Here is a 23110-nt window from a genome sequence, read left to right as displayed (position 1 = left end):
ATTGTTAAAACACCCTGTTACCTCCCACCAGCAGAAGGAAGCGGTGAGACTCCGCTTAAAAGAACTGTGGAGTTATCCGATGATCATAGAGAAATTCAGAATTAAAAGTGACATTCAATCATGAATTGGGTCCGTACCAATCTGACACCTGCCGAATGTAAGAAAAGCCACATGGAGTAGTTACACTCGCAAGTGGCAAGGAGAGGTTATGATTCAGTTGCTGAAACTGAGATCTTCTTTTACTATCAGCCATTTTTAAAATGTAATTTCCAGCTAGTTCTTTAGATACTTTCTAAGCCAATTTGGAGCAAAAAAGGTGCTGGAAGGAGTGCCTTGATATTCATTATGTTCGTCATTGTACTGAAGTATATTATTTATACCGATTGCACGATCTTCTGCTTCAGTAAGATCATTATCCTCTTCTTTCAAATAATATTTTTTACAATAAAGGCATTTGAACATATTGGTTTTACTTGACATACCAGCATACCAATTCAACTCATGCGAACATATTGGACAAAACACACCATACTTCTTAATAATATATTTTTTCAATTAGTTCACCCCAAAGAGTGTTTTAAGCATATCAATCTGCGCTGGACTCGGGGCAGGCCAATTGTTCGCACCTGCAAATCCAGAACCAGTGATATTCCATCGCCCATCGTAATAAGACATATTAAATCCAACATCATCCGCAGCTAATCCCAACGCTTTATGAGAAGTCGTTAACCCACCAACATTCAGGTGAGCTTCAATAGTTCCATCACTTCTTATTATGCCAGTAATATAGGTGTTGCCTTTTTCTAGTGCCGATTGAGCTAGCTTATTTAGTGCTGGTACAGCCCCAGGTGTTTTAGCTCCCTTTAATATTGTTACGAAAACTGAGGCCCCACCAGAAACTGTTGCAGCATTGTAAGTAAACGTTCCTGTTGATGCAACCTCTAATGATGCTAATCCTGCACTTGGAAATGCTAGAGAGAAACCTGTCAATACACCTGCAGAAAACCATGTAAAGGCCTCGCCCCAAGTCCAATCACTCTTAGCCATTCTTATTAATTGCTGTTTGTCACTTTCAGATGCCCCTTCATATGCGGATGCATCACCGGCGTACCACCTTGCATACCTTAGTTCGATTGGATACTGATAGATCGCCCCAGCTGGCTCATATCCATCAAACCTCATCTGCCCACCATCATGTAACATGTCGTCACTATATATTGAAGTAGGATCGCTACATGCACCCGAATGAGCCCATTTACCGTCTGAAGATGTACACCAATGCCCTGAAGGGTCTGAATAAATCAACGGATTATTATGCACATAAGTGTAAAGGTTCTGACTAAGCGGATTCGTAATATCGCCCTGATACGTATCCTCATTAATAAACCGTCCAAGGCTTGGAGCATACCAGCGCGCCCGAAGATACTGCAAGTCCGCAGACTCGTCCCAGAATTCCCCTGAATAGCGGAATGGATTAGTCATTGTACCGACTGGATACGATACTTGTTCGATAGATGCTACTGGATTGCCCCAGATATCATAATCGTAGGCATTAATAAGAAGTCCAGTAGTATCCCGCATTTCCATAACATCACCATGACCATTAAAGAGGTAATACCCCTCCATGTTGGTCGAAGTGTCTATCTTTGAGATCAAGCCATTACCACGAATGAAGCTACTAGTTATTGTTACTGAACCATCAGCTGCTACAGTTCCTTCAGCAATAATATCAGATCCGAGATAATAGTACCTGGTAGTGATACCATTCTCCGTTCGACTTACTAACAGATCGTCACCATTATAAGTATACTTCACTTGATGTCCATCAGTTGTCGTAACACTCTTCAATCTATTCCATGCATCATAAGAATTTCTCGCACTGGTGGGCAGGACTAATTGATCAGACTTTAAGGTTTGCCGATTTCCTCTTGAGTCATAATTATACACCTCATTATTGGGAGAGGCCGTCGTAATTCGGTTTTGAGAATCATAGGTGAAATCTGAAGTCACAGATTGACCATTTCCGCTCGCATTAAGGTTGATAATCGTTTGATCGATATTACCTCTATTGTCTGTTTGATAATGATAAGAATTTAGTATGAGACCGTTACTAGTCTTCTTATCGACAACATCAGATAAGTATAGGCCGTCGTAAGTTCTGATAGTAGTGATACCATTACCAAGAATGGTTGTCTTTGTCAATCCATTCTTGTAGTAATCATAAGATGCTTTTAATTGATTATTTACTTTTACCTGATATAAGCCATCCTGTGAATAGCTGTAATCAATTATTTTATTTGCTGGATCTATCATCTGTGTCAGTCTGCCATTTGCATCATAGCTATTCATTTTCAATATTTTTCCATCGGGATATGTGATAGAAGTAACTTCACCAGTATCCGAGTTGTAAGAATAGCTCGTTGTATCTGTGGCTTCAGTCATATTTGCACGAGTTCCATCAGCATTGTACGTATATCCGATAACCGGCTCGCCGGCCACGCTCTTGCTAACTAACCAATTACGTGAGTTATATTGATAGTATAGCGTGTTTTGGTTACGATCAATCTTCTTGGTCAGATTTCCGTTCTTGTCATAACCATACTTCGTGATCATGCCATTCTGATCCACTTGTTTTACCAATTGGCCCAGTTCATCATATTCCATGGTTGTCGTACTAGTTGGATCCTTAGCAACCGTCTGGTTACCTAGCATGTCATATTTATAAGAATAATTTGCTCCCTCAGCATACGCTTGAGTAACTGTTAATAGTTGCCCAAGAGAGTCATAAGAGTATGTTATATTGCTATAATTTAGTGCATCTCCTACTGTCTTCAGCCTTCCTTGTTGATCGTAGGTTTGCTGTGATACTATAGTAAAGTTGCCAGATACCCCACGTTTTTCCGCGGTAGTTATTGTTTGACCATAGATGTTTGTTTTAGTCTTGGATTGATTTCCTTCCGCATCTGTGGATACCACTTCTCTAGCCATATCGTTATATGTTGTACTGACTATTCCTTGATTAGGCTGGGTTACTTTAATTACCCTACCCCAGTCATCATAAGCATACGTTACCCGATTTGCTAACGCATCTTCTGCCCAGAGCATACTGCCATTCAAATTATAGCTTGTCATGCTTTTCTTTGTGTATTGTCCTGCCTCATATTGATCCTGTTCAATAAACCAACCAAGTGCATTCCACTTGCTCTTTGTTTTTTTGCCTAACTCATCAGTTGTAGTCAACTCATTATTTATATCATCGTACGTATACTGTTTAAGAGTTAAATCTGGATTTTTAACTGTCTTAATACGGTTTAATGCATCGTAAGTATATGTTGTTGTATTTTGGTTAGCGTCGATGTAAGTCAACAAATTACCCGTTAAGTTATCGTAAGTTGCACTAATCGCACGGGATGTTATTGTCCCATCCATATCGGTATAATTTGATGACATTTGTATTGGGAAAGCATGGGTCGTGTTATCATAATTTATTGTGGTAATTTGATCATTCTCGCCATTTTCCCTAATAATACTTATGGTATTTCCGTAAATATCGTACCCATACTCCTGCTTTCTCAAGAGGCTGCTATTGGGATTATCTCGAACTTCTACTTTTGTAACAGAACCTAATCCATTACGTGTAAGTGATGTAAATAGGTTGGTACTCCCGTTAGTTGCCGAGGATAGGGTTGAGTTATCCAAGAGATGCGTAGAAGAATTATAGACATTGGTTATTTTATTCTTTCTTTCATCGATAGATGTTAGTAAATTACCATAATCGTCATAGGTAGTAGATGTGATCAGGTGTGGTGTTTGAGTCGTCGTTGTAGTTGAGGTTTGTTCTTCCGTGTAAGACTCCGTATTAATTGGATTTGGATTACCTTTCACCTCGTCATACGTATAGATTGTCTTATGACTCAAGTTCGATTGTTGAACGCCGGTTACATCTACATTAGTAAGATAATATTGTGGTGCGACGTCTTCGTTTGGGAAAACTTTCCTGAATGTGTAATTTGTCATAGTATCCGTAGTAAACAGGTTCGAAGAGATAGACATACCTGTAGTAGTATATGTTGCACCCATATCTTGCGGATAAGTTACAAATGCTTCATTGTAAGTGGTCTTCTGACCCCCCTCTGTCAATTCTTCACTTCGATCATGTAAACGATAGACCTGATTTACTTTATTGGTAGCAACGAATCGTGTGATAGGTTCTGTTTCGTAATGGAATACAGTTCTTGCACCTGTAGGATGCGAAATGCTCTTCAATAATGCATAAGGATTATCTGTAATCGGTGTTGTTCCCAGGTTATTAAATTTCGCACTCGCGATATCATAGGTATAGCTTGTTGATTGGCCCAAGGGGTTAACAACACTAGTCAACATTTCTTTTCCGTTCTGTGAAATTTTGTTATAAACAACGGTCTTCAGTCCACTGGTTAGTGTTACTTTAGTGGTCGTATAACTAATTTGAATCATATTCCCGATTGCATCGGTTATAGTCGTTAACACTTGGCCATATGGACTTACGGATACGTATTTGAATGTAACTGTATTGTTATATGCATCCGAGATCTGTAGTAGTTTTCCATCACTAGCGAAAAACATCTTTGTACCGTCGATACGCTGGAGCGCATACTGTGATTGTATGTTATTGACTTGTACAGAAGTATTACTTACGAATTGTAGGTCTTTCCACGGATATCCTTTCAGATATGTACCACTGATTTCATATGATCCAGACTCCCCCAGATTAACATACTGTTTTCCACCATATGTTGCAACATATGGAATATTCCAACTCCAGCCTTTACCGATTGGGTAACGGTTCTCGTCATCAGGAGTGTACACTGTATTTCTGCTTGAGTTAGAACCACTTTGTTTGATTTGAGCATTTGGTGAACTTGACGTGTATGTCCTAATATAATATTGAACTTGATTATCGCTTCCGTTCTTAATTGAGGAGAGAAGCGTATTCGCATTACTATTTATCGTACTCTGCACTACTTGTGCGTCCGAATAGTAGTAATAAGGCCCTGCTGTCCCTGATGAGCCCACCGAAGAAGAATCTGTGATGTACTCAGAAGGGGACGATTTACTTCGAAATGAATAAGTATAGATATATTTCTTATCTGTTCCTATCTCACCACATGAATGGACAGTATCCGAGGCTATAGATGGAACTGATGCCGAAATAGCAGCATTGTACGTGGAAAAAGTCGCTGATGTCGTATAGCTCTGACCAGAACCAGTAGTTGAAAGAACGTTACCTGTACTGCAAAGAATCGTTTGTAAATATTTATCATAGGTATAAGATACGCTGTAGCCTACCGTATCTGTTTGTACTCGCGTAGCATAGCTAACCGTGTAACTTGCATAAGTATATGATGCACCTGTGTCATAGAACTGCGATCCGCTTGAATTATAGGTTCTAGTTAGAGCAAAGCCCAATCCATTCCGACCAGGAAGAGTTAAATCTGTTTCTGAGGTTGATAACGAGCCTGATAGAAATGAGATCGTATCGTCATGTAGGGATGTTTGATACGGAGCCTCATTTATCTTAGGCGTAACTTGCCGTATCTCAGGCTCTGGAACCACACTTGCGGCTGCTTGTTTAGTAGTCTGCTGCATCATGCTCTCACTCGATTCCATAGATACCTGTGAAAATAGATTAACCAGCGTTAGGTCTACATTGTCACCATAATCCGAGGTTACAGGATTCGTAGATTCCGGAATTTCTATCGTTTGTAGCTCCATCACAGGATTCAAACGACTTAAGGAGGATTGTTCCTTACTGAAACTCTCGTTTTCATCTACGAGAGCAACGTATATCTGTGACAGAGTCTTCCCCGTGTCCAATTTATTTTGAATCGATGATTCTGTTACACCGAATTCATCAATAATTTGAGATATTGTAAGTTTACCTTCTTGTTCTGCGAGGGACTGATTAGCTTGTTGAACGCTATTCATCTGCTCCATATAAGTAGCAATGGCCTGTTCCTCTTCACTTAAAGTTGCAGTTTGAGGAGTTTGATCGAGGATTATATTTTCGGGTTCCATTATTGTATTTAGATCTGTTCCATCATTGGAAGTTACATTATTTTCAGCTAGGATAGGCTCATAAGTTAATGTAAATAATAAAGAAAAGATTATTAAGATATTAGTGATTTTTCTCAAGTGAAGTTCCTCCAGTTATCAATTTTATACACTTGGATTTAGACTTCTAGTAATCTTTCTCTTCAGTGTGACCTTAAGCTACTCCTGATATTGACTGGATACGATGTAATTTCATCAATCCACTATTATTTACTATTCGCATTCGAAATTGAAAGCGGATTCATAAGAAGTCAGCGATATCTTGCATTGATCAAGTTTCATAAGTATGCTTCACTGCTACATCGAGTGGGGACCAATGATTTCATTGATTTCATTGAAAAAAACGGGCAAAAGTTGCGAGGACTTCACTAGTCTCATTATTGTTTGGATATGTTATATTGCTCTGTTGATCTTCTAATTTTTCAATTTCGTCATTTGTACTAGTCATGTCAGTAATTAGATCGGTCATAGTTATTGTTTGATGTCTTGTTCTCAGTTCTAATTTTCTATTTCGGGTTTCTATTTCGCTTGAACTTTCATTTAAACTCATGAGTAGTTGTTGGCTAGAGATGACAGATTGAGAGGCTTCTACTTTTTGTACATTTATTAAATTCCCATTTAGATCATAGGTGAAATTAATAACAACCCCTGTAGAAGATGTGATTCGAGATAGTCTATTAGCGGAATCGTAAATATAAGTTGCAGTTTCAGATGGTAGTTGCAAATTTGTAGGAACATTCCGATTAATAAAATCCCCTAGACCAAGATCCCCATATTCGTTATATCCCCATGCGAAGATCTTACCATCTTGTTGTACTGCATAGGAGCCGATTTGACTAACTGCTATATGAACCACAGTTGTAAGCCCTGGAATTACTGTCGGAATTAATCGATCAACTCTATCCCCTAGACCTAATGATCCGTAAAAATTGTATCCCATAGCTCTAATCTCCCCATTCAACATCAAAACAAGCGTGTAATCATATGCTGCTTCGATTTGAACTGCTCCGTATAGATCAGGTACATTAGTTGGAATATAATAATCGGTTGTATTTCCTAATCCTAGCTGGCCATATTCATTATATCCCCATGCTTTTACTGTACCGTCATTTAAGATGGCAAACGAGACATCATGTCCTGCACTAATCTGTTGTACATTACTTAAATTAAGAGTTGTTGGTGTATTTCTATCAATGTTATCACCCAGCCCTAAGCCTCCATTTCCGTTATATCCCCATGCTTTTATAGTTCCGTCATTTAAGATCGCAAATACATGGTAGTAACCAGCTATTATTTGTTTCACATTACTTAGATTGGGTATTAAAGTAGGAGTTCCTTTATCTACATAATCCCCCAATCCTAATTGGCCATAGCCATTCCATCCCCATGCCATTACTGTTCCATTTTCTAATAATGCATAAGAGCTTATTTCTCCTGTTGCAATTTGTTTAACTCCTGTTAATCCTGGTATAGTAATAGGTGTGCTACGGTGAATTGTATCCCCATATCCTGCTGCACCATAAGAATTCCATCCAGTAGATTTAACTGTCCCATTATTCATTAAAAACAGGGTATAATCGTACCCACCTGCTATTTGTTTAACCTCTGATAGTCCGGAAATTAGTGTTGGTGTAATTCGATCAGTATTCTCTCCATTACCTATTACGCCAAAGACATTTTCCCCCCATCCAAAGACACGGTCATTGTAAAGAACATGTGTAGCATATCCTTTGGATGGATAAATACTTGGAAGATTTAGATTTCCCTGACTAGATGCGTATACTTCTCCATTAAAAACAGGAATTGAAGAAACAAGAATAATTAGAACTAAACAGAAAACAAAATTGATTCTTTGAAAATACATTTCACTTCATCTCCTCGGTTTATTTTAACAACATTCCAATTTTACCTTTTTATTACACTTACAACCACTTCTATTTTTGTCGTAAAATGTAGTTAAATGTAATTTGTAAACAACCTTTTACACACTTATTAAAATCAAAATCCGTATGGGTAATAGCAAATGTTAAAGAAAACACATACGGCAGCAGAAAACAGCGAGATTGACCTAATCGCTTGCAAGGAGGTTATCATAGAGCTTTGATGGCTAAGTACGTGCGCCAAGGCAGCCGCATGATCAAGGGGCCTTTACAGGTACTGTAGGTGATAGATGCAATTCGATCAGGCGGCGAAAAGAACGGAAAAGAAGGAAAGAAGGGGCAGGATGCGCCGACGGAAGGATGGAATGAGCTTCCGTATAGGGCGACGCCTCGGCGGACAACCGTTTGCTTTTAAAACTACGACTGACCAATTAACGAACAATGCCTCTGTTATTCTTCATGAAGGTATTTCTGTGGTCACGTCTGAAGCGGCTACGTTTCGTTGGTTCTTCCAATCGTTTAGACCATCTTTCACGTTCTTTCCGGAAGGTATCGTAACTACCGTCCTGAAGTCTTTTGAGCAGGTTTTGTTGGCGAAGAGCATCATCCACGAACACGACAAACTCTCCGGAACGAACGATGTATTCGTTCCAGCTGCTCTTTACACTTTTAGCAACTAAAATAGTGCCGCTGAATACCTCCCGGACAACATACAAGGTTTCGTCACCTTTTTCGGGTTGAACTCCGTCCATGGAGATTATACCTCCATGTGTATCTACAACCTGCTTAAGTTCATCTTTCACGTGATCAGTGACGCTTGAACGCAACAACGTCAATACTCCTCGTATAGTCGCTGAGAATTACGTTCAGATGTAGCAATTCCTCCGTTTGTAAGTTCTGCAATTGTCATGTTGTATTTAAAACGGAGCTGACCCACAAGCGCCAACACGTCGAAACCGTAAGAGGTGTGTTACATCACAAGCGATTCCACTTTTCAAGATTTGTAGTAGGTATCTTGATAGTTGCAATCTGAATTAGGGCATGCATAATCCATGCTCCATACTTGGATAACCTCATGAAGGGTCGAGATGTTCTTTTTCCAGGCTGTATGACTTCTCTTGAGCTTTCACCACAATGGAGGCAGTGCTCAAACTCTGGTCTGAAGTAAATTTTCTCCTTTGGCGTGATTCGATTTTTAGGCAATAGCATAGAATAACCTCCATCGAAAGTGAGTAGGTAAAACTTCGACAGAGGTTATTAAAAAATCTTGATAGTCAATTGGTCAGTCGCAGAAAAAAAGCCAGTGTAGGATATACACCGGCTCCCATCAACCTTTTTACTTCAACCCCATGGCGCTCATGAAGTCCACTTTGCTTGCATTGGCATACCAATCGTTGACCTCTTGCGTAATTTGCGTTCCGCCCTTGTCATTCCACTGCTTGACGAAGTCATCGAAGGAATCAATGGACTCCTTGCCATAAATGATCTTGGTGAACGTTTCCTTCTCCATCGTATACAGCTGCTCCCAGTTCGTCTGCATCGTCTTCGTAGGCGGTCCGTTGAACGCTGATGGAAGCAGGGAATCCCGATTGTTATACGAAATCAGGTAGCCGTCTTTCATGGTTGGATCAAGTGCATTTGAATGGATCAGTACGCCGGTATTAGGCTCCGCGCCGTTCGCCAAATCATAGAACGATTTGCCCGGGCCATCCACAGAAGGCGTATTCTTGGTGAAGGACATCTTGCCTACGCCTTGAATCGTTGCCAGCGGTTTATTGAATTTGGTTGAATCATACGTCACTTGCCCGTCGACGATATCGTAATCATAGCCCTGTGCATACCCGTATTGGAAGTCGCCCGTCCCGAAGGCAGCATCGTAAAGCTTGTCATAGTACAAGAAGAAGGCTTCCATGTTATTGAAATTTTTGTTGAACATGAATACGCCGTCGTTGAGCTGCGCCGTTTGGTACGTCCGGTCACCGCTCGTGCCATTGATCGTCGGAGCGGCGGCTATTTTCGCGCCTGGAACGTTCTTCTCGAGATCCTTAACGCTTCCATAGAGCCAAGGTCGGCCGATGATGATGCCGGCTTTGCCCTCCGTAAAGTCGGCGATCGCATCCCAAGCGCCTTTAACCGCTAGATCTTTATTCAGGTATCCCTTGGTGTACCAATCGTGCAGTTTAGCCAGCGCATCCTTATTGCCAGGCGCCACGGAGCCGTACGTCAATTGGCCGTTGTCGTTATTCCAGGCACCAGGAAGGTTCTTGCCCGTGAAGGCGCTGAAAATCATGATCGGATCGCTGACCCAGCCTGTATTGTAGCCGTCTTTGCCCGAGAACGTGAATCCGTACGTATCCTTCTTGCCATTGCCGTCTGGATCTTCATTCGTGAACGCGGCAATAACCTTCTCGAATTCATCGATCGTCGTAGGCGCCTTCAGATTCAGCTTGTCCAGCCAGTCTTGACGAATCAGCATAACTTCGCCTTCCACCAGGTTCGGGGCGATGGCCATGCCATAGATCTTGCCGTCCTTCACGACCGGATTGAACGTCGTTGGATATTGAGAATAAATCTCCTTCAGACGGTCGGGCATATACTTCTTGATGTCCTCGGTAATATCACGTACCGCTCCGGATTGGACAAGGTCATTGACCAGCGACGTGTCATAGACCGGCACGACATCCGGCAATTTCTCCGCAGTCGTAAGCGCAAGCCGCAGCTTCGTATTATAAGTGCCGGCATCTCCGCCAACCAGCGTCGTATTGATTTGGATGCCGAGATTGTTCGCTCCCCAACGAGTCAGGACGTTATCGTTTAGGCTTTCGCCAGGCAAATAGTTGCCGGCGTTCTCATCCTGCTGCTTGGCAATTGTAATGGTGATCGGCGGATCGTATTTGCCGTCTTTCAGCGTCGCTTCTGACGAAGAGCCGCTAGGCGAGGTTCCCGACGCTCCGTCCGACCCCTTCTCGCTAGAACTGCAGCCAGCCAACACGCCCGTCATAAGGACTGCTGAAGAAAGAACGGAAAGCATAACCTTTACTTTTTTCATTGTCTTCTACCCCTTTTTTTATGAAAATAACTTACTCCTTGACAGCGCCAAGAACGATGCCTTTGACAAAATAACGCTGCAAGAACGGATAAACGAGAATGATCGGCAAGGTGCTGATGAAAATTTGCGCCGCCTTGATGCTCTGCTCGGACAGCGCAGCAGCTTCGGATGCGCTAAGTGCCATGCCTTGCGCCGAATTCTGGACAACGACGGTCTGTAGGAATGAAGCCAGCGGGTATCTGCTAGTGTCGGACATATATAAGATGCCGTCAAACCAGGAGTTCCAGTGACCTACCATAATGAATAGTCCAACTGTAGCCAGTCCCGGCAGCGAGAGCGGCAGGTACACCCTAACGAAGGTCTGGAAGAAAGACGCCCCATCTATGAAGGCGGCCTCCTCAAGCGCCTTAGGTATCGTTTTGAAGAAGTTCATAATCAGAATGAGATTATAAGCCCCGAACGCCCCTGGAAGCACAAGTGCCCATAATGTATCTTTTAATCCCAGACTGGAAATTAAAATGTAGGACGGAATCAAGCCGCCAGAGAACAGCATCGTGAAGACAAAAAACCACATCAGCGCCGTCCGTCCGCGAAACTCTTTGGATAGCGCATATCCCGCCGTTGTGATCACGAACATGCTCAGCAGGGTGCCGCCAACCGTTCGCACGACCGATATCCACATGGAGCCGGTGAAGTTCGAATTGCGGAATGTCTTCACATAAGCATCCCAGTTGAATTCAACCGGCCAGAATAAGACTAAATCGCCGTTGACAGCAGCCTTGCTGCTGAACGATTGCGCCAGCAAATGCAGCAATGGCAGGAAGCAGGACAGCGCGATCACGATCAGCAAGAAATGGTTAACGACTGAGAAGCATTTGTAGCCTAATGTCTTGTGGTACACCGTTGGTCCCTCCTTAGAAGATTTTGTAGCCAGCCACTTTGTAGGCGATGCGGTACGAGATGACAATCAGGATCAAGCTGATTCCCGATTTGAACAATCCGACTGCGGTACCGAAGCCGTATTGGCCGCTCAGTAAGGAGGAGCGATAAACATACGTGTCTATGATGTCGCCGGTGCTGTAGACAAGCGGGTTGTACAAGTTGAAAATTTGATCAAACCCAGCATCGAGAATGCCACCTAGAGCAAGCGTCGAAATAACAATAATCATTGGCATCATGCTAGGCAGCGTTACAAATCGGGTTTGCTGAAAGCGCGTTGCCCCATCTATCTCCGCTGCTTCGTAATAGGAAGGATCGATACTGACGATGGTAGCCAGGTAGACGATCATACTGAAGCCGAAATTTTTCCACAGGTCGCTGATGATGACAGTCGCCCGGAAGTAAGCGGGATCGCCTAAGAAATAAATGGGCTCCATTCCGAACACACGATGCAATAAGGCATTAATTCCCCCGTCCAAGCTGAGAATATCAATCATAATGCCAGCGATCGTAACCCAGGATAAGAAATGCGGCAGATAGACTAAGGTCTGAATACCTCTCTTCAGCCCCATGAAACGAATCTCATTGAGCAGGATCGCCATGATGACGGGAACGACAATGCCGACAACAATCTTGATGACAGCGATAACAAGCGTGTTGACGATCGCCTGCTTGGACTCTTCATATTGGAATATCCGAGCGAAATTGTCGAGCCCGATCCAATTCGAATGAAGCATGCCCAGCCATGGCTTATAATCTTGAAAAGCAATGACAACCCCGACCATCGGCGCATACGAGAAAATGATGACCAGAACGATCGCCGGAAGGCAGAGCAGATACAGCGGCCAGTTTTTTTTCGTCTCTTTTTTCCAGGTGGTTTTCTTTGTCCTCGGGATACCCTTCTGTAAGTTTAAAGTAGCGATTTTCGTTTCCCCCTCTTCCCAGTTGTGTGTGCAACCTGATGTATAATGCAATGCTACCAAAAGCGCTTTCATCTCGATATGCCTCGAAATTAACATCATAACCACGCCGTTAACCTCTTTAGAGCGCTTTCATTTTTATGCGCTTCATCTGCTTCTTCTATGGGAGGATATGATTTATGATAGATGAACGACTTTACTACATCGAAGGATCAGACCTTATGCAGACAGGAGCAAGCCTATGTTCAAGTGGATGACGATGAAGCGGTTCATTTATTTCTTTGTTCTCTTCCTGCTGCTTACGCTCAGCCTATTCTATTGGTTGAACGCCATAAGCTCCCGCACTTTGGAAGACAATCTCATACAATCATCGATGAATCAGCTGGACTACGCGGACAGCATTCTCGACAGCGTCGTAGCGGAATCGAGCCAAGCGGGCATGCAGTATACGGTAGACAACCGGGTCCGCTTGTATGATCACGACAAGAAGGTATTGGACAATTACGATGTCCAGATGAACAAGAACGACATTCATGATCGGATGATGGAATCGGTTCTGTTCAGCCAGTCGATCGACTCGCTCAACATCTATTGGAAGACGGATGGCGATTTTATTACCACAGGCCATGATTCGAATATAGAGAAGCTCCTGATGGACGCGACTTCCCAAGGCTGGCAAGTGATCGATGGAGGGCTTTATTATTTCTCGGTCTCTTCGATCATGAAGCCTTCCTTCAAGCCGTCCGACATCCAATATGTAGTCGGGATTAAGCTGAAGACGCAAGCGTTGACCGATTTATTGAACAAAGCGGTGAACAGTAAAAGCTCCAATGCATTCTATCTCATTGGAGAGAACTTGCTGACCAATGGCACAACGGTTGAAGCGTCTATTGTAGAGGAAGTTAAACGCACCGTTGAAGCTAACAATCAAACCATTATGAAATTCGACTATCACAGCAAGAACGGCGATTATTATATTTTGTCCAAGTATTCGCCGGAGATTGACACCTATATGGTGACCTATACGAGAGTCAGCGATTTTCTTGTCCCGCTTAATCGTACAAGGCAGGTATTCTTCACTGGCATCGCTATCATCTTTCTCATCGGCCTGGTCGTCATCTTCACGTTCTATCGAAACTTCTACCGCAGCGTATACTTGCTAGACAAGAAGTTCTCCCAGGTGGAGCAGGGCAATTACGGCACGCGGATCAGGGAAGGCGTGAACAAGGAATTCGATCGGTTGTTCCGCAGCTTCAACCATATGGTGACCCAGATTCAGAGCTTGTTCTCCTCGCTCAAGCTCGAAACCGAGCTTCGCAAGACGGCGGAGTTCAAGCAGCTGCAAGCGCAAATCAATCCGCATTTTCTATATAACAGCTTGTTCTTCATTATGTCGGCAGCTCGCACTTCTCCCGATTCTGTGGAGCAGATGAGCAAGCACTTGGCGGAATACTACCGCTACAATACGAAGCTGGACTCGCGAGAGGTCACCTTCGGTTCAGAGCTGGAGCTTGCTAAGCATTACTTGATTATCATGTCGCTATGCAAGGAGCTGGAATATGACATTCAGCTCCCCGAGACGTTCGAGACGCTCCCGATTATCCCGCTGATCATTCAGCCGATGGTCGAGAACGCCATTCAGCACGGGATTGAAGGGCGTCAGGGCGCTCACCAAGTAGCCATTGAAGTACGACAGCGTGAAGAGGAAGTGCAGATTGTAATCCGTGACGATGGGAAAGGAATGAATTCGGAGGAGATCGAACGGCTGCTGCGCCGGATTGAGTCCGAGCATGCGCCTGCCGAATCGCGGGGAATCGGGCTATGGAATGTTAATCAGCGGCTCAAGAACGAATATGGCAAGGCAAGCGGACTACGCTTTTCCCCCAATGATTGGGGAGGCTTGACCGTTACCGCACACATCCAACTCACCCAAAGCGAGGTCTAAACCGATGCGATTGTTAATCGTAGATGATGGGCAATACATTGTTGAATATTTGAAGCACTTACTGGATTGGAGAAAGATCGGAATTGAGCACGTCCAAACCACTACGAATCCGCAGGAGGCGAAGCGAATTCTGGCGAGCGCGCAGGTCGATATTCTGCTAACAGACATTCGAATGCCTGAGATATCCGGGGTCGATCTATTGAAATGGCTTCACGAACGCCAGTCGTCGTGCAAGGTAATATTTTTGTCCGGCTATTCCGATTTCGAATATACCCAAAGCGCCATTCGTTATGGCGCTGCCGATTATTTGCTGAAGCCGGTGGATAAGAATGAAATGGAGAAAACGATTGTTAGAGCCGTGCAGGCGGTTAAGAAGGATCGGCCAACAGCTGTCACCGAGCCGTCAGAGCTGGATGGTGCGGGCTTCCTGCTCGCCGTTCTCGCGGACAACCATCAGCTGCAGGATCGGCTTGCCGCTGTCCCGCAATCCTTGTCATCGGAGTCATTCGTCTTTGTTCAAGCTATACAGCCGTCTTCTGAATCGATGCAAAGCTTGCTTCGCGACACTTCTGGTCCCTTGAACCAACTGGTTTGGGTCGTCGATGGCATGTGTGCACGAATGGTGGCGCTGCTGCCTCAATCCTATGCGCAATCGCTCTCGGTGAAGAACGACACGCTTCTGATGTCGGGTCCTTTCCTTCTCCAGGAGAGGAATTCGGCTCGCAGCGAATATATGCGATTCTATTACAGGGAGAAGATTAGCCTGACGGACTCCATCTTCATGCGCAACCTACAGAAAGATTGGGTCTTGAAACCGGACGAATGGGAGTCGAATAAGAAGTCCATGCAGAAGCTGTTTCTAAGCTGCCAATCCCGAAGTCGACAGCTTCTCTTTCTCATTGAACTGGTCAGCCGTCTCTACGCGATATACCCGAAGTTGGCTGCCGATCAAGCCGCTTGCTGGTTGTTTCATCCGTTGGAAGCGACGGAGGCGATCTTTTCTGACATACTTGCCGCCGTTTCCCAGCTAGAGCGGCCTGCCCGGCAGTCCGGCCAGGACATCGTTACCGTCATACAAGCCTATATCCTTGACCATTTGGATAAACCGCTCAATCTGGAGGAGATCGCCAGTCTGGTGCATCTACACCCCGTCTATTTGTCCAAATACTATAAACAGGAGACCGACGAGAACTTATCCAGCTTCCTGCTCGCACAACGAATGAAGAAGGCTGCCCAGCTGCTGCAGGAGTCTGCGCTCCACATTGTCGACATCTCTCAGATGGTAGGATACAAGAAATCGCAGCATTTCATTAAACTGTTCAAAGAGGAGTACGGCATTACGCCTTATCAGTACCGCCGGATGCACATTGCGGATGGTTCGTAACATGGGATCAGAGAATAAGTCCCATCCCTTAAGCAACCGATGCATAAGAGATGGGACTATTATCGCTGAAGCAATTACAATAATTCCTTGACCCAGACGGTCATTTCGCCTTCGCCGCGATTCGCCCAAGCATAATAAGGGATGAATGTGGCGGTCACCGGCGTCGGCCTCCACTCCGCATCTTTACGATACAAAGCGCCATCCTGCCAAGCATCGGACGTATCTCCGCGAACAGCCTCCGTCGTAATGACGTGAACACCGCCTAGCAAATCCTTGCTCGACTGCGCCTGAAGCTCGCTGTCTCTTGGGATGTAGAGCTGATGCAGGCTCGCGCCATTATCCGCTTCCTCCAAGCAATAGACGAACGGGCCGCGCTGAAGTGCGATCCGGCCTGCCGTATGACGCACAAGCGGATGACCCTTCATCCGATGAATCGGCATTCCAAATTCCAGCTCAATACGGTCGTTCGTCGACCATACACGGTTAATCTCGATGTACCCGTTATCGCCGATAAACGCCGCATATGGCATTCCATTAAGCGTGATCGATACGCTGTCCGTCCAATCCGGCACACGCAGTGCCATTGTGAATGCGGTTGGCTTAGCTGCTGTGATTCGGAACTGAACTTTGCCTTCCCAAGCGTAATCGGACTGCTGTTCTAAGGTGATGCTGCTGCCATCAAGCTCCCACTCGGCGTGACCGCCGATATAAAGCTGCGTGTAGACCGTACGGTCACGGAACGTATAAATATAGCTGCCAAGCGAGGCAAGCAGACGGGCGATGTTCGGCGGACAGCAGGCACAGCCGAACCAGCCTTGACGCTGCGTTTTGATATGATGATAGATCGCATTGTTGTGGACAGCACCTGGATTAACCTCCAGCGGATTCACATAGAAGAAATGCTTGCCGTCCTGCGACATTCCACTTACGACGGTGTTGTACAGCGCCCGCTCCATCACGTCGGCATATTCGCTCTTCGGCTCTATGGACAACATCCGATGGGCGAAGAAGATAAGGCCGATCGAGGCACAGGTTTCCGCATAGACCGTATCGCCTGGCAGATCATAGTCCGAGGTGAACGATTCGCCGTAGGACTGGGAACCGATCGCTCCTGTAATGTACATGCGACGGCTCACGATATTGCCCCATAGTGTCTTGCATGCTTCCAGCAGCCTCGTGTCGCCGGTTAATGCCGCTACATCCGCCATCCCCGTCAGCATATAAACCGCTCGCACGGAATGGCCTTCCGCTGTCTGCTGCTCGCGTACCGGAAGATGCGCTTGGCTGTATGGATAGTCATGCGACATCCGCAGCTCCTTGAAATGAACGGTCCCACCGCGCTTCTCCCATTCCTGCTCATAGAAGTGAGGACGAGTGCCGCGCTGGTTCAGGAAAAATTCACTCAGCTTCAAATACCGCTCTTCGCCTGTCGCGCGATAGAGCTTCACAAGCGCCAGCTCGATTTCTTGATGCCCGTCATAGCCCTTCAGCTTCTCCGGTTCCGGACCAAATACGGAATCGATATGATCCGCGAAGCGGCATACGATGTCGAGCAGCTTGCGCTTGCCGGTCGCCCGGTCATAAGCGACCGCCGCTTCAATCATATGTCCTGCGCAATACAGCTCATGGCACTCTGCAAGATTCGTCCAGCGCTGGCCGGGCTCTTTGATCGTGAAATAGGTGTTCAAGTAGCCATCCGGCTGCTGGGCCAATGCAATAATGTCGATCATGCCATCAGCCAGGCTCTCGAGCTCAGGGTCCGGCTTCGTCTCTAGCAAATAAGCGGCGGCTTCCAGCCATTTGGCCACATCGCTGTCTTGGAACACCATGCCCTCGAAATTGCCGGACAATTGGCCGGCTGCGATCTTGAAATTGTGCACCGCGTGACTTGGCTCTGCCTCAGGCACCTCATCATTCAACGCCCGCCATTGGTAGGGCACAACAACCTCTCGTACAAGACGAACATATTCTGACCAGAATCGATCCTCGATTCTAATGTTGCGCAGCGGTATGAACTTCGTTTGACTAGTCGCCATGATCAGACTCCTTAAAGGTATGAATTCCAACGCCAGTTACAGGAATACAATTAAGCCCAATTCTTCATCTAAACGTTTAAGTAAATGAGCGAGAGAAAAGCGCTACTCCTGCCGAGGAGGAGCGACCGATTCTCGTTCCAGCAGCCTGCACAGCGGCTGTTCTTCCTGCTTCACTTCTTTTTCATTGATTAATCCAGTAAGCATGCTCATTGAAGAATACCCCATCTCATGAAGAGGCAGGTCCATCGTTGTAATACGAGGATTGAGGTAGTCACTGAATTCACGATTATCGAATCCGACGACGGACAAATCGCGTGGAATCTGGCATCCGCACTCGTCAGCTGCTCGAAGCGTGCCTACAGCCATGACGTCGTTCATAACGAGTACAGCAGTTGGCGGCTCAGACAGCGTCAGCAGTTCTTTGGTCAATCGGTAACCCGAATCAAGTCCCCAGTCACCAATCTTTATATATTGAGGGTTGAACGGCAGTTGAAACTCGGTAACGGCTTTGTAGTAACCATTGAATCGCAGCCGTGAAGGCGTTGAATCCATCAATCCGCTAATGATCGCAATACGCTTATGGCCTTGCTTCACTAGATATTGCATTGCATCGAAGGAAGCCTGCTCATCGTTATATTGGATTGAAACATTTTGATCCGTATAGCAGTACGTGTATACAATTGGCTTGCCGTATGTATTGATCAAGCCTGTAACATCGCGCGGATGAACGCCAATATAGATGATTCCTTCGACTTGCTTGGACAGCAGATCCGATACCGCGCTCTCCGCATATTTGCGATAAGCATCCACGTTCGAATAGTTATGACCTACCCGCCGGTGCAAACGCAAGTTCGTCAAAATGATATGCAGGTCATGCTTATCCGCAAATTCGTTAATCCCGTCGATAATCTCCGGTACGTTGAATACGGTCACGTCCTCCGCAATAACGCCGATCGTGTTCGTACGCCTGCTCTTCAGGCTCTTCGCAATATCATTGGGCCGATAGTTCAGTTCTTCAATAACCTTGACTACCCGTTCTCTCGTCTTCGGCCGAACATTGCGAGTACCGTTAAGCACATAAGACACGGTGGCCGTAGATACGTTAGCTTTGGCCGCGATTTCTTTGATCCCTACTTTGTTCACCACCGTCCACCCTTTCTAATCGTTTAATTCTCTTATGTCTGTTATATCACGTCCCCTTTGGCCGTACAAGTGAAAGCGCATAACTTATTCCTGACGACAGTACTCGATCCATTCGGCTTACCGTCATTCTTGCTAGCCTTTAATGCCTATCGGAGCTATTCCTTCTATAAAAATATAGCTGTCCGAACAATGCTGTCCAAACGAGCAGCATGATAATGAGGGAATAAACCGGTAACTATCCCGCGCTCTATCCATTAGATCGGGAACAAGAATAGAATCGCATTTTTCTAAACGATTAGATTTAATTGTGTATAAGCGATGCCGTGGCTTGCGTGTGATGTGCTCCTCTTTTTAGATGCTGAACGAAGGGAAAAGCCCTGGCATCGGATGCGAATCTCGCACGCTGCTGGGCTTCTGGCTAGGCGATTGCTGCAAAAGTGCAGTTTACGAACGGTTCCCAGCCGATGAATCCCCGATTGCTGCAATCGTGCATCTTTCTCACTCGATAGGAGCAATAGGTTATTCATTCGGGCTGAATACCTGCACTTTCGCAGGTATTCAGCCGAGGCACGGCTTGGAAGGGGGTTAATCCTGCACATCTGCAGGATTAACCCAAGGAACTAACGGCGTTCGGAACCATATTCCGTTCTCTACTCCCCCAAGAACACGATCTGAATCACAAACAATACGGCGAACAGATACAGAATCGGATGAACCTCCCGGTACTTCCCTCTGAGCACCTTAATAAGCGGGTAGGCAATGAAGCCTATGCCAATCCCCGTTGCGATGCTGTACGTAAGCGGCATTAGTACGACGATTAGAAAAGCCGGGAACGCCTCTTCGATGTCGGTCCATTCAATCTGGCGCAGCACGTTAATCATGAGAAATCCGACGATGATCAACGCCGGAGCCGTAATGGCCGGAATGTTGGCAAGTACTGCCACAACTGGCGAGAAGAACAATGTCAATGCGAGCAAAATACTCACGAATACAGCAGTAAGACCCGTTCGCCCACCCACTGCAACGCCTGCGCTTGATTCGATATACGCCGAGGTTGGGCTCGTTCCAAGCAGAGCACCACCTGTCGTCCCTACCGCATCAGCTAGCAAAGCCCCTCGCGAACGAGGAAATTTGTTATCCTTCATCAATCCCGCTTGTTCGGCCACCCCCAACATCGTGCCGGTCGTATCGAACAATGTAATTAACAAGAATGTAAAGACAACCCCGTACATCCCTTCTGAAAATACCGTTCCAATGTCCAATTGGAACGCCGTCGCGTTTAATCCCGAAGGCAGCGAGACGAGCTTATCCGGCAGCTCGATCAGCCCCATGATCCATGCCAGAACAGCTGTGATGAGCATGCCAATGAATAGAAATCCACGCACGCCATAGGACATTAAGATCAATGCGATCGTCACGCCGATCAGCGTCAAATAGGTCATCGGCTCCGACAACGAACCAAGTGTTAGCAGCGTGGAGGGCGAAGCGACGACGATGCTTGCTTTTTGCAAACCGATGAATGTAATGAACAAGCCAATCCCCGCCGTAATCGCATGCTTCAAGCCAACAGGGATCGCATCCAGCAGCATGTAGCGGAACGAGGTGAGCGAGAGCGCAATGAACAGAACGCCTGCGACAAACACGGCACCAAGCGCAGTCTGCCACGACACACCTTCACCCACAACGACGCTGTAGGCAAAATAAGCGTTCAGCCCCATCCCTGGTGCGATTGCAATCGGATAGTTCGCGAAGATTCCCATAATGAGAGTCGCCAATATACTCGCCAGCACCGTGGCGACGAACACACCGTGGAAATCCATGCCCGACTCGCTTAGAATACCGGGATTCACAATGACGATGTAAACCATCGTCAGGAATGTCGTCACCCCTGCCAGGAGCTCTGTCGACACCGTCGTCCCGCGTTCCTGCAGCTTGAACCAGCGTTCCATCTATCATCGCCTCCATGAATAAGAACATTCGCAATGTAAGTTAAGTTTGTCTTTTCCTTACAATGTCCCAAGGGAGGAAGAAATAGTCATGAGCGAAAGTGTGGTACTTCCCGCTTTACTGTGAGATATCTTCTTTGTGAAAATAAAAAAACGGATCTTTGTAAGATCCGATTCCTAGCTTCCGCAGGTTTCATTGTTGTTCCAAACCAAACATCTTGCTCACAGGTATTTGCAGATCATGGAATACAATGGACTGAATATGATCAAGTTCCGTAAACAGATTACGAACTTGATAAACACCATTCTCCAGTGTGTACACATGAACAGTCCGATTGCCCGGGTCTACGATCCAATACTCCTGTACGCCATACTTCTGATATAAATTAAATTTCTCATTAAAGTCCTTCAAAGCAGTCGCTGGAGACAAAACCTCAATAATGATGGTCGGGGCGCCCTGACAGCCGTTCTTTGCCATTTGGTTCTTACTGCATACAACCGATAAATCCGGCTGCGTGATATGATCAGGCGAGTCATACTGACCGCTTTCACTAAAAACACATCGAAAGGAGCCACGAAAACGAAGCAGCTGCGATTTTGAAAAAAAGTACGTAACGAAAAATGAAGTTCTCCAACGATGAACTGGTGTAACGAATTCGGGGCGGGTAACATGTTGTATGCTTTACCGTTAATCAACTCCCATGACCCGTCCCAAGTTAGCCAATCTTGATAGGTGTGAGTCTTTCTCTCCTCCGGTTTTGACACCATAGCCCTGCCCCTTCTAACCGTCCATTATTTCCTATCATTTTACCACATTCTCGATTAACCCAATCGGCTCAGTCCACCCAACGCTGCATCCGCCTCACGCAGTGTCGCTCCGATTGACTCATGGATGACGAGATCGGCGTAGCGATCCGTTGCCGTCGGCTCATAGTTAACGATGACGAGCTTCGCACCGTTCGCCTTCGCCTGCATGGGAAATTGGTTAGCTGGACTTACGGACAGCGAGGAGCCAAGCACGATGAACAGGTCTGCTTCTCGCATAAGCTGAGCTGCGAACTGCAGCGAGGTCTGGGATAACATTTCGCCGAACAACACCACATTAGGGCGGATAAATCCGCCGCAGCTGCTGCAACTGGTCGTCTCATGCGACGGCAGATAGATTTGTGAAGAATACTGCTCATTACAATTCATACAGCGCATGGTGCCCAGATCCCCGTGCAGCTTAGCGATTCTGCGTGTGCCAGCGAGGTCATGGTAGTTTTCTACATTTTGCGTGATGATGCCGTTGATCAGTCCCCGACGTTCCCAATCCGCTAGCATATGGTGCCCCTCATTCGGCTGGTGATTGTTCATCTCCTGGACGCGCCACTTATAGAATCGAATGAATTCGTCACGGTTCGTGCCAATCGCTTCAATATCCGCAAGCTCGATCGGATTGCGATTGTTCCACATCCCCCGGTCTGCCGACCGAAAATCCATCAGCCCGCTCTCCGTCGACATTCCCGCACCCGAGAAAATCACTGTCGACTGCGACACTTCAATCAGCTTCGCTAATTCGCTCATCTTTAATCACCACTATAGGTCGTTGATATGATTATTCTATCAAAATAATGGATGCGTTTCACTGCATCCTGAAGATGAAGGGGCTGTCCCAAAAGTCATTAGACTTTGGGACGGCCCTTGTGTTTCAATGAACTGCAAGAGCAGCTGCGCAGAGCGAATGTTCTTACGATCGCTGTTGTCACCGGATTGCTCTGAATGGGTAAGATCGT

14 protein-coding genes are annotated in these 23110 nt (G+C 45.8%); 2 read left to right on the top strand and 12 right to left on the bottom strand.

What is annotated here, in order from left to right; all coding sequences use genetic code 11:
• Positions 1-273: 273 nt before the first annotated feature.
• From DFQ01_RS14555 to DFQ01_RS14520, 7 genes are all read right to left on the bottom strand, one after another.
• Positions 274-555, bottom strand: a complete 282-nt coding sequence (locus DFQ01_RS14555; RefSeq protein WP_110044629.1) for a hypothetical protein — start codon at positions 553-555, stop codon at positions 274-276.
• On the bottom strand, positions 556-6174 hold the full coding sequence (locus tag DFQ01_RS14550) for an RHS repeat-associated core domain-containing protein (protein WP_110044628.1): 5619 nt from the start codon (positions 6172-6174) through the stop codon (positions 556-558).
• 250 nt (positions 6175-6424) lie between these two features.
• A complete protein-coding gene (locus DFQ01_RS14545) occupies positions 6425-7957 on the bottom strand; it encodes an RCC1 domain-containing protein (protein WP_110044627.1) in 1533 nt (510 codons plus the stop codon).
• A gap of 447 nt (positions 7958-8404) precedes the next feature.
• Positions 8405-8725, bottom strand: coding sequence for a hypothetical protein (locus tag DFQ01_RS14540; protein WP_146216873.1), 321 nt, complete (start codon positions 8723-8725; stop codon positions 8405-8407).
• A 584-nt stretch (positions 8726-9309) separates the two neighbouring features.
• Entirely contained in the window at positions 9310-11022 is a 1713-nt protein-coding gene (locus DFQ01_RS14530) for a type 2 periplasmic-binding domain-containing protein (RefSeq protein ID WP_110044624.1), read from the bottom strand.
• Between the two features lie 31 nt (positions 11023-11053).
• Positions 11054-11923 carry a carbohydrate ABC transporter permease gene (locus DFQ01_RS14525; protein WP_110044623.1) on the bottom strand — a complete coding sequence of 290 codons (870 nt, stop codon included), beginning with the start codon at positions 11921-11923 and terminating at the stop codon, positions 11054-11056.
• A 13-nt stretch (positions 11924-11936) separates the two neighbouring features.
• Positions 11937-12956 carry an ABC transporter permease gene (locus DFQ01_RS14520; RefSeq protein ID WP_110044747.1) on the bottom strand — a complete coding sequence of 340 codons (1020 nt, stop codon included), beginning with the start codon at positions 12954-12956 and terminating at the stop codon, positions 11937-11939.
• A 166-nt stretch (positions 12957-13122) separates the two neighbouring features.
• Here DFQ01_RS14520 and DFQ01_RS14515 point away from each other — a divergent pair, with 166 nt between their 5' ends.
• Together DFQ01_RS14515 and DFQ01_RS14510 are read left to right on the top strand one after the other, a co-directional pair.
• Entirely contained in the window at positions 13123-14826 is a 1704-nt protein-coding gene (locus DFQ01_RS14515) for a sensor histidine kinase (protein ID WP_110044622.1), read from the top strand.
• A gap of 4 nt (positions 14827-14830) precedes the next feature.
• A complete protein-coding gene (locus tag DFQ01_RS14510; protein WP_110044621.1) occupies positions 14831-16210 on the top strand; it encodes a response regulator in 1380 nt (459 codons plus the stop codon).
• Positions 16211-16284: 74 nt separating this feature from the next.
• On the opposite strand, the gene DFQ01_RS14505 is transcribed toward DFQ01_RS14510, so the two are convergent.
• The 5 genes from DFQ01_RS14505 to DFQ01_RS14485 form a co-directional block, all read right to left on the bottom strand.
• Complete coding sequence (locus tag DFQ01_RS14505; protein WP_110044620.1) at positions 16285-18246, bottom strand: glycoside hydrolase family 127 protein; 1962 nt, start codon at positions 18244-18246, stop codon at positions 16285-16287.
• Between the two features lie 102 nt (positions 18247-18348).
• On the bottom strand, positions 18349-19389 hold the full coding sequence (locus tag DFQ01_RS14500) for a LacI family DNA-binding transcriptional regulator (RefSeq protein WP_110044619.1): 1041 nt from the start codon (positions 19387-19389) through the stop codon (positions 18349-18351).
• A 650-nt stretch (positions 19390-20039) separates the two neighbouring features.
• Positions 20040-21338 (bottom strand): NCS2 family permease, encoded by a 1299-nt coding sequence (locus DFQ01_RS14495; RefSeq protein ID WP_110044618.1) that lies wholly within the window; start codon positions 21336-21338, stop codon positions 20040-20042.
• A gap of 190 nt (positions 21339-21528) precedes the next feature.
• Entirely contained in the window at positions 21529-21924 is a 396-nt protein-coding gene (locus tag DFQ01_RS14490; protein ID WP_245946695.1) for a Uma2 family endonuclease, read from the bottom strand.
• Between the two features lie 233 nt (positions 21925-22157).
• On the bottom strand, positions 22158-22901 hold the full coding sequence (locus DFQ01_RS14485; RefSeq protein WP_110044616.1) for an NAD-dependent deacylase: 744 nt from the start codon (positions 22899-22901) through the stop codon (positions 22158-22160).
• Between the last annotated feature and the right edge of the window lie 209 nt (positions 22902-23110).

The sequence above is a fragment of the Paenibacillus cellulosilyticus genome, assembly GCF_003182255.1.
GTDB classification, from domain to species: Bacteria; Bacillota; Bacilli; order Paenibacillales; family Paenibacillaceae; genus Paenibacillus_T; species Paenibacillus_T cellulosilyticus.
Note: the sequence above shows the minus strand (reverse complement) of the source record. Positions and strands in the feature narration are given on the sequence as shown.

Coding starts and splice junctions, on each gene's coding strand:
- DFQ01_RS14545 (WP_110044627.1), bottom strand. CDS start 7,957: ATGTATTTTCAAAGAATCAATTTTGTTTTCTGTTTAGTTCTAATTATT.
- DFQ01_RS14540 (WP_146216873.1), bottom strand. CDS start 8,725: ATGGACGGAGTTCAACCCGAAAAAGGTGACGAAACCTTGTATGTTGTC.
- DFQ01_RS14530 (WP_110044624.1), bottom strand. CDS start 11,022: ATGAAAAAAGTAAAGGTTATGCTTTCCGTTCTTTCTTCAGCAGTCCTT.
- DFQ01_RS14520 (WP_110044747.1), bottom strand. CDS start 12,956: ATGAAAGCGCTTTTGGTAGCATTGCATTATACATCAGGTTGCACACAC.
- DFQ01_RS14515 (WP_110044622.1), top strand. CDS start 13,123: ATGTTCAAGTGGATGACGATGAAGCGGTTCATTTATTTCTTTGTTCTC.
- DFQ01_RS14510 (WP_110044621.1), top strand. CDS start 14,831: ATGCGATTGTTAATCGTAGATGATGGGCAATACATTGTTGAATATTTG.
- DFQ01_RS14505 (WP_110044620.1), bottom strand. CDS start 18,246: ATGGCGACTAGTCAAACGAAGTTCATACCGCTGCGCAACATTAGAATC.
- DFQ01_RS14495 (WP_110044618.1), bottom strand. CDS start 21,338: ATGGAACGCTGGTTCAAGCTGCAGGAACGCGGGACGACGGTGTCGACA.
- DFQ01_RS14485 (WP_110044616.1), bottom strand. CDS start 22,901: ATGAGCGAATTAGCGAAGCTGATTGAAGTGTCGCAGTCGACAGTGATT.